Source organism: Pseudarthrobacter sp. rb (assembly GCF_056389225.1).
This window is the reverse complement of record NZ_JBWJAR010000008.1, coordinates 231,222-237,845: the sequence shown is the minus strand read 5'-3', so window position 1 is coordinate 237,845 and position 6,624 is coordinate 231,222. Positions and strand designations below refer to the sequence as shown.

General features: G+C 67.1%; 6 protein-coding genes. 3 read left to right on the top strand and 3 right to left on the bottom strand.

The features are described from left to right. Nucleotides 1-260 precede the first annotated feature (260 nt). Nucleotides 261-2,093, bottom strand: coding sequence for a gamma-glutamyltransferase (ggt, locus tag ACWRN3_RS13285; protein WP_476740905.1), 1,833 nt, complete (start codon nucleotides 2,091-2,093; stop codon nucleotides 261-263). A gap of 86 nt (nucleotides 2,094-2,179) precedes the next feature. Between ggt and ACWRN3_RS13280 the strand changes: the two genes are divergently transcribed. From ACWRN3_RS13280 to ACWRN3_RS13270, 3 genes are all read left to right on the top strand, one after another. Continuing rightward, nucleotides 2,180-3,127 (top strand): L-lactate dehydrogenase, encoded by a 948-nt coding sequence (locus ACWRN3_RS13280; protein WP_476740904.1) that lies wholly within the window; start codon nucleotides 2,180-2,182, stop codon nucleotides 3,125-3,127. Nucleotides 3,128-3,249: 122 nt separating this feature from the next. Further along, entirely contained in the window at nucleotides 3,250-4,566 is a 1,317-nt protein-coding gene (locus ACWRN3_RS13275) for an ATP-binding protein (protein ID WP_324643496.1), read from the top strand. Between the two features lie 76 nt (nucleotides 4,567-4,642). Then, entirely contained in the window at nucleotides 4,643-5,185 is a 543-nt protein-coding gene (locus ACWRN3_RS13270) for a flavodoxin domain-containing protein (protein ID WP_476740903.1), read from the top strand. 11 nt (nucleotides 5,186-5,196) lie between these two features. On the opposite strand, the gene ACWRN3_RS13265 is transcribed toward ACWRN3_RS13270, so the two are convergent. Both ACWRN3_RS13265 and gluQRS read right to left on the bottom strand, forming a co-directional pair. Then, nucleotides 5,197-5,412, bottom strand: coding sequence for an AsnC family protein (locus ACWRN3_RS13265; RefSeq protein ID WP_255173667.1), 216 nt, complete (start codon nucleotides 5,410-5,412; stop codon nucleotides 5,197-5,199). Between the two features lie 32 nt (nucleotides 5,413-5,444). Beyond that, nucleotides 5,445-6,341: a tRNA glutamyl-Q(34) synthetase GluQRS gene (gene gluQRS / locus ACWRN3_RS13260; RefSeq protein ID WP_324643497.1), complete on the bottom strand. Its 897-nt coding sequence runs from the start codon at nucleotides 6,339-6,341 to the stop codon at nucleotides 5,445-5,447. Between the last annotated feature and the right edge of the window lie 283 nt (nucleotides 6,342-6,624).

Here is a 6,624-nt window from a genome sequence, read left to right as displayed (position 1 = left end):
TCTTCATCGACTCACCCCTGACCATGCTCGTCACCGCCATCGCGTCCGTGCTCATGGTCATCGGCTGGTACGCCTGCCGCCACCGCATCCGCCAAATCGCCGAAACCCGCGAAGGCTACACCGGGACGTCCCCGGTAGTCGCCAATGCGGCGGCTGACACCTTCAAGAAGTAACTGCCTTAAACGTCCGACGGCGGCACCTGGGTTCTGGAAGTCCGGAACCCAAGTGCCGCCGTCGGGGTTTAAAGGTGCCTCAGCCCGTCACTTGGACGGCTTGACCACCATGGCCGATCCGCCGCCGCGCCTGACCGGCTCGGCTGCGGCCAGGGTCCGTCCGTCGTCGAGGAACTCGATGGCGGTGGCGGCCCCGATCTCCGAGGCGGACGTGAACGAGTCACCCGACGGCGTCAGGATGTGGCCGAACCGGGACGTCAGGGCCGGCCCGTACTTGTCGATGAACGCCGGCTCTGCGGTCACCTTCTCGGTGTTCCGCTGGGAAGCCCGGGGGGCCGCAATGGCATCCGGGATGCTCATGCCCAGGTCAATGCGGTTGACGATCGTCTGCAGGACGGTGGTGATGATGGTGGAGCCGCCCGGGGAACCCAGTGCCAGGAACGGCTTGCCGTCCTCCAGCAGGATGGTGGGCGACATGGACGACCGCGGCCGCTTGCCCGGCTCAATCCGGTTGGGGTCCTCGGCGCTGTAAACCGTGGAGAAGTCGGTGAGCTCGTTGTTCAGCAGGAACCCGCGGCCGGGAACAACCATGCCGGAGCCGCCGGTCTGTTCGATGGTCAGCGTGTACTCCACCACGTTGCCCCACTTGTCCGAGACGGTCATGTTGGTGGTGGAGATGTTCTCCGTGTCCTTCTCATCGGCGAGCGCCGCCGGTTCCGCCGGGCAGGTTCCGTCGTAGGAGGTGACGTTGCCGGGCTTCACGGGTTTGGGTGCCGCGTGGTTGGGGTCGAGCTCGCAGGCGCGTTCCTTGCCGAAGACGGGATCGGTCAGCGCTTCGGTGGGCACGTCCACGAAAGCGGGGTCACCCACGTATTTCCCCCTGTCCGCGAAGGCCAGGGCGCTGGCCTCGAGGTAGTGGTGCAGCACAGCCGGCTGGTCTACCTTGAGGCCGGGCAGGTCGAATACGTCCAGGATGTTCAGCGACTCCCCCACGGTTGTGCCGCCGCTGCTTGAAGGTGCCATGCCGTAAACGTCATAGCCGCGGTAGTTCACGTGCGTGGGGTCCTGGTCCAGGGCCTCGTAGCCGGCCAGGTCATCGGTGGTCATGGAACCCACCGGGACGGGGAGCTTGGTGTCCGGGGACTTGGGCGGATTCTGCACCGTCTTGGCGATCTCCTCGGCGAGCGGGCCGGTGTAGAACGCGCTCATGCCCTTGCGGGCCAGCAGGCGATAGGTGTCCGCGAGGTCGTGGTTCTGGAAGACCGAACCGACTTCGGGCAGCTTGCCACCCTGCAGATACAGGTCCTCGGTGGAGGTGAAGGCCTCGAACCTCGCCTGGTTGTCTGCGGTTTGGCTGCGGAACGTCTCATCCACCACGAACCCGCGGTCTGCCACCTTGATCGCGGGTTTCAGTGCATCCCCCAGGCTGATGCTGCCCCAGCGTTCCAGTGCCCGCTCCCAGGTGGCGGGCGTACCGGGAACGCCCACGGAGACACCACTGGTGACGAGCTCCGGGGTGAACCGGTACGGCTTGCCGGTAGCGGGATCGATGAAGGCATCCTGCTTGATTCCTGCCGGCGCCGTTTCCCGGCCGTCGATGGTGCTGACCTTCCCGGACTTGGCGTCGTAGTAGACGAAATAGCCGCCACCGCCGATCCCGGCGCTGTACGGCTCGGTAACTCCAAGGGTGGCTGCCGCGGCAACGGCCGCATCCACCGCGTTCCCGCCCTTGCGGAGGACCTCGATGGCTGCCGCTGATGCTTCCGGGTCCACCGTACTGACCGCGCCGCCGTAGCCGGTGGCCGTGGGGTCCTTGTCTGTCTGCCGGGGATCGGCCGAAGCGGGGCTGATGGCCCCCGTGGTGACGCTCATTGCCAGCGCCGCAGTAACAGCTGCGAGCCGGCGTCCGAGATGTGGCATGGTGGCTCCTAAAGGGATATTGAGTGATGTGGGCCACGCTACTCTTCGGGTAAGACACACTCAACGACTCCGGAAGGAAGGGCACCATGCCAGGATCCAAACTCGCCGTGGTGGGCGCCGGCAGCGTCGGCACCTCGCTGGCATACGCGGCACTGATCCGTGGTTCGGCCAGCAGCATCGCATTGTTCGATGTCAACGCGCCCAAAGCGGAGGCGGAAGCCCTGGACCTTGCCCATGGCAGCCAGTTCGCTGCGGCGTCGGCCACGGTTGCCGGCGGCGGGGATATCGCCGTCACGGAAGGCGCCGACGTCGTGGTCATCACGGCCGGTGCCAAGCAGAACCCGGGCCAGAGCCGGCTGGACCTGGCCGGCACCAATGTGCGGATCCTTGAACAGCTGATGCCGCCGCTGCTTGAGCGGGCACCGGACGCCGTCTACGTGCTCGTGACCAACCCGTGCGACGTCCTGACGGTGGCGGCCCAGCGGATTTCCGGGCTGCCCCCGGAACGGATCTTCTCCTCCGGCACCGTGCTGGATACGTCCCGGCTGCGCTGGCTGCTCGCCCGCCGGGCAGGTGTTTCCGTCTCCAGCGTCCATGCCAGCATGGTGGGCGAGCACGGCGACACCGAATTCCCGCTCTGGTCCGGCGCCACCATTGGCCCGGTGCCCATCCGCGAGTGGACAGAAGGCGGCGAGCGGATCTTCACGCCCGAATACCTCGCCGAGACTGCCACGGAAGTGGTGCAGGCCGCCTACAAGGTCATCGCCGGCAAGGGGGCCACGAACTACGCCATCGGCCTGTCCGGCGCCCGCATCGTGGAGGCGCTCCTGCGCGACGACAATGCCGTCCTGCCGGTTTCCACGGTCCTGTCGGGGCTGCACGGGATCTCCGGGGTGGCCCTGTCCCTGCCCAGCGTGGTGGGCCGCGGCGGCGTGCACCGCGTCCTGGAAACGCCCATGGACGACGGCGAGCTGGCGGCACTGCGGCGCTCCGCGGACACCCTGCGCCACACCATGGACGCGCTGGGCCTCTGAAAGGGCGTCATGCAACGCCGCCGCAACCCTCCCGGGCGGCGGGTTCGCATAAGCTCACTTCCAGGTGCCAAACGCTGACCCGAACACGGCTGGCTCAACGACGAACCAACAGGAGTAAACCCATGACCAACTGGCGGATCAGGGATTTCCATTCGGCTGACCTGGACGGCATCCTGCACCTGTGGGAGACGCTGAAGGCCCACAACGTCGAGCCCGTCTATGCCCTGTCCGAGGTCCTCGCGTCCTGCGAGAAGGACCACGCCGTGGTCGCCGTGCAGGGCGAACAGGTGGTGGGCGCCGCCGTCGGACGTGCCGCCCACGACCAGGGCTGGATCGTGTTCCTGGCCACCCTGCCCGAGTACCGCGGCCGCGGCATCGGCACGTCACTGTTGGCCGCCGTCGAAAACCGCATGGCCCCGCACGGCCTGAACAAGCTCTCGGCGCTGATGCCGGAATCCGAAACCCGGGTGGAGGCGTTCCTGGGCCGCGGCTTCGCGCTCAAGAAGAACCTCCGCTACTTCGAACGCACCATCCCGGTCCAGCGCCAGGAGCTGGGCGCCCTTGGCCAGCTCGGCGGCCGCGTCCTGGCGCGTGATCTCTGGGAAAACGTGGCCGGCATGCGCAAGGAAAAGGAACTGCTCGAACGCCGCCTGGTGCTTCCGCTCGCCGAGGCGGATCTGGCTGATGAATTCGGCGTGGTGCCGCCGCGCGCCGTCGTCCTCTTCGGTCCGCCCGGGACCGGCAAGACCACCTTCGCCAAGGCAATCGCCTCCCGGCTCGAATGGCCATTCGTGGAAGTGTTCCCCTCCCGGCTGGCCGGCGATCCCCAGGGACTGGCCGGCGCGCTCCGCGAAACTTTCCTGGAGATCGCCGAGCTGGAGCACGCCGTGGTGTTCATCGACGAGGTGGAGGAGATCGCCTCCCAGCGGGCCGGGGACCCGCCGTCGCCGCTGCAGGGCGTGACCAACGAGCTGCTGAAGATCATCCCCGCATTCCGCGAACAGCCCGGCAGGCTCCTGGTCTGCGCCACCAACTTCATCCGCGCCCTGGACTCCGCCTTCCTGCGCCACGGCCGGTTCGACTACGTCATTCCCATCGGGCTGCCGGACCGGCAGGCACGCGAGGCCATGTGGCAGCGCTTCATTCCCGCCGCCGTCGTGGACGCTGTAGATGTGGAGCTCCTGGTGGAACGCACGGAGGGCTTTTCGCCGGCAGACATTGAGTATGCCGCCCGCAGCGCCTCCCAGCGGGCGCTGGAGAAAGCAGTGTACGACGACGGCGGGCTGGCCTCGGGGGGCGATGTTTCGGTCCGGGAGGCAGTCCGGAAGGGCCCCTCCACCCAGGACTACCTCGATGCCATTGGTGATACCCGGACTACCGTGAGCGCCGAAGTGCAGGCTGATTTCCTCGAGGACATCGAGGCGCTGGGGCGGGTCTAGCCGCCGGTTGTCCGGGCCGCCGCGCCGGGACTTTTGCCCCTTTGCCCGGTCCTGTCAGGACGCCAGAGTGGTGGGTATGGCAAAGATTCTGATCCCCTATGGGACCACCGAGGGCCAGACGGCCCGGATCGCCGAGTACATCTCCGATGTGCTGCAGGCCCGCGGCCATGAGGCCGGGACGCTGGACCTCAAGCATGCCGCCCACGACCTCCCTGGCGGCTATGACGGCGTCATCGTGGGTGCTTCCATCCACGCCGGAAAGCACGAGGGATTCGTGGCGGATTTCGTCCGCAAGAACCGGGATGCCCTGGAGCAGGTGCCGGCCGCCCTGTTTTCCGTCAGCCTCTCCGCGCATGGGGACCCGGAAGAGGCGGAGAGACGCGTTGCTGAGTTCGAGGACAGTACCGGCTGGCACCCCGCCAAGGTGGCGTTGTTTGGCGGGGCCCTCCTCTACACCCAGTACGGGTTCCTCAAACGGATGATGATGAAGAATATCGTCAGCGGCCAGGGCAGCACCGATACGGATACCGGCCGCGACTACATCTACACCGAGTGGGACGGCGTGCGGCGGTTCGCGGAGGAATTCGTGGCCCCCTTCGAGCAGAAGGCGCCGGAGTAGGCGCGGCCGCCTTACCGCTTGCCGTACTTCCGGTGGACGGCCTGCTTGCTGACGCCCAGGCAGAGGGCGATCGCTTCCCAGGACAATCCGGCCTGGCGCGCACTGCGGACCAGGGCCGATTCGGCCCGGCTCACTTCCCTCTGCAACTCCGCGACAGCATGCAGCGCCTCGGCCGGCCCTTTGCCGTCCATCGATCCAACCAGCGTCTTCATCCGGTCCACCTCCATGGCGTCAACATTAGTTGACGCAGCGGGGGGCGTCAACGTTTGTTGACGTCCAGGGGCTCCCAGACCCACGGCTCCCGGGGCAGGGCGGCGGGGCAGAATGCGGGCAGCGCCTGCTCCAGCGTCCCGCCCGGCAGCCCAACGGAGGCAAGCAGCCTGTCCCGGACCTCCTCCACCCCCACCCCGGAGTGAGCCAGGTCCGCAAGCGTGACCGCACCGTCGCGCTTGGCCAGCCGCGCGCCGTCTTGATTTACCACCAGGGGAACATGGGCATATTCCGGTATGGGAATGTTTAAAAGCGAGGCGAGATAGGCCTGCCGCGGCGTGGACGGGAGCAGGTCATCACCGCGAACCACCTGGTCGATGCCCTGCTCGGCATCATCCACCACCACGGCGAGGTTGTAGGCCGTGACGCCATCGTTGCGCCGCAGCACAAAGTCGTCCACCAGGCCGGTGAACCGGCCATGGAGGACGTCGGTCACGGTGAACTCGGCGACCTCGGCCCGCAGCCTGAGGGCCGAGGGCCGGATGGAGCGCTTGAACTCCAGCTCAGCGCGGTCCAGGTTGCGGCAGGTCCCGGGGTAGGCGCCCTGCGGGGCATGCGGTGCCGACGCAGCCTCCTGGATCTCGCGGCGCGTGCAGAAACAGTCATAGGTCAGGCCCGCGTCCTGGAGGCGGGCGATCGCTTCAGCGTAGAGGGGGGCGCGCGCCGTCTGCCTTACGGCGTCACCGTCCCAGGTGACGCCGATGGCGGCCAGGTCCCGCAACTGCTCCGCTTCCGCGCCCGTGCGGGCACGGTCCAGGTCCTCCACCCGCAGCAGGAAGGCGCGGCCTGTGGAGCGGGCGAAGAGCCAGGCGAGAATGGCGGTGCGCAGGTTCCCGACATGCAGTTCACCGGAGGGGCTGGGGGCGAAACGGCCGGCACGGGTCATGACACCAACCCTAGACCGAATAACACAAGAGCCCCTCAGCTACCGATGACTGCGGAAGTCCGACGTCGGTAGCTCAGGGGCTCTTGCCGTGTTTGCAGAGTGAGCATGGTGTGAACAAGTCTCATCCAGCGGCGGCCTCCTTGCGGGAAGCGGTGTCCAGGGCGCCGGGTGGTGTGCCGGGAAACCTGTAAGCCTGCGGGTTCCAGCGGTAGCTTTTGCCCTTGTTGCCACTATTTGAGCAGACCTCATACAGTTGGAACAACAAGCAGGACTTGGATTAGTC

Coding starts and splice junctions, on each gene's coding strand:
- gluQRS (WP_324643497.1), bottom strand. CDS start 6,341: ATGACCCGTGCCGGCCGTTTCGCCCCCAGCCCCTCCGGTGAACTGCAT.
- ACWRN3_RS13280 (WP_476740904.1), top strand. CDS start 2,180: ATGCCAGGATCCAAACTCGCCGTGGTGGGCGCCGGCAGCGTCGGCACC.
- ACWRN3_RS13270 (WP_476740903.1), top strand. CDS start 4,643: ATGGCAAAGATTCTGATCCCCTATGGGACCACCGAGGGCCAGACGGCC.
- ACWRN3_RS13265 (WP_255173667.1), bottom strand. CDS start 5,412: ATGGAGGTGGACCGGATGAAGACGCTGGTTGGATCGATGGACGGCAAA.
- ggt (WP_476740905.1), bottom strand. CDS start 2,093: ATGCCACATCTCGGACGCCGGCTCGCAGCTGTTACTGCGGCGCTGGCA.
- ACWRN3_RS13275 (WP_324643496.1), top strand. CDS start 3,250: ATGACCAACTGGCGGATCAGGGATTTCCATTCGGCTGACCTGGACGGC.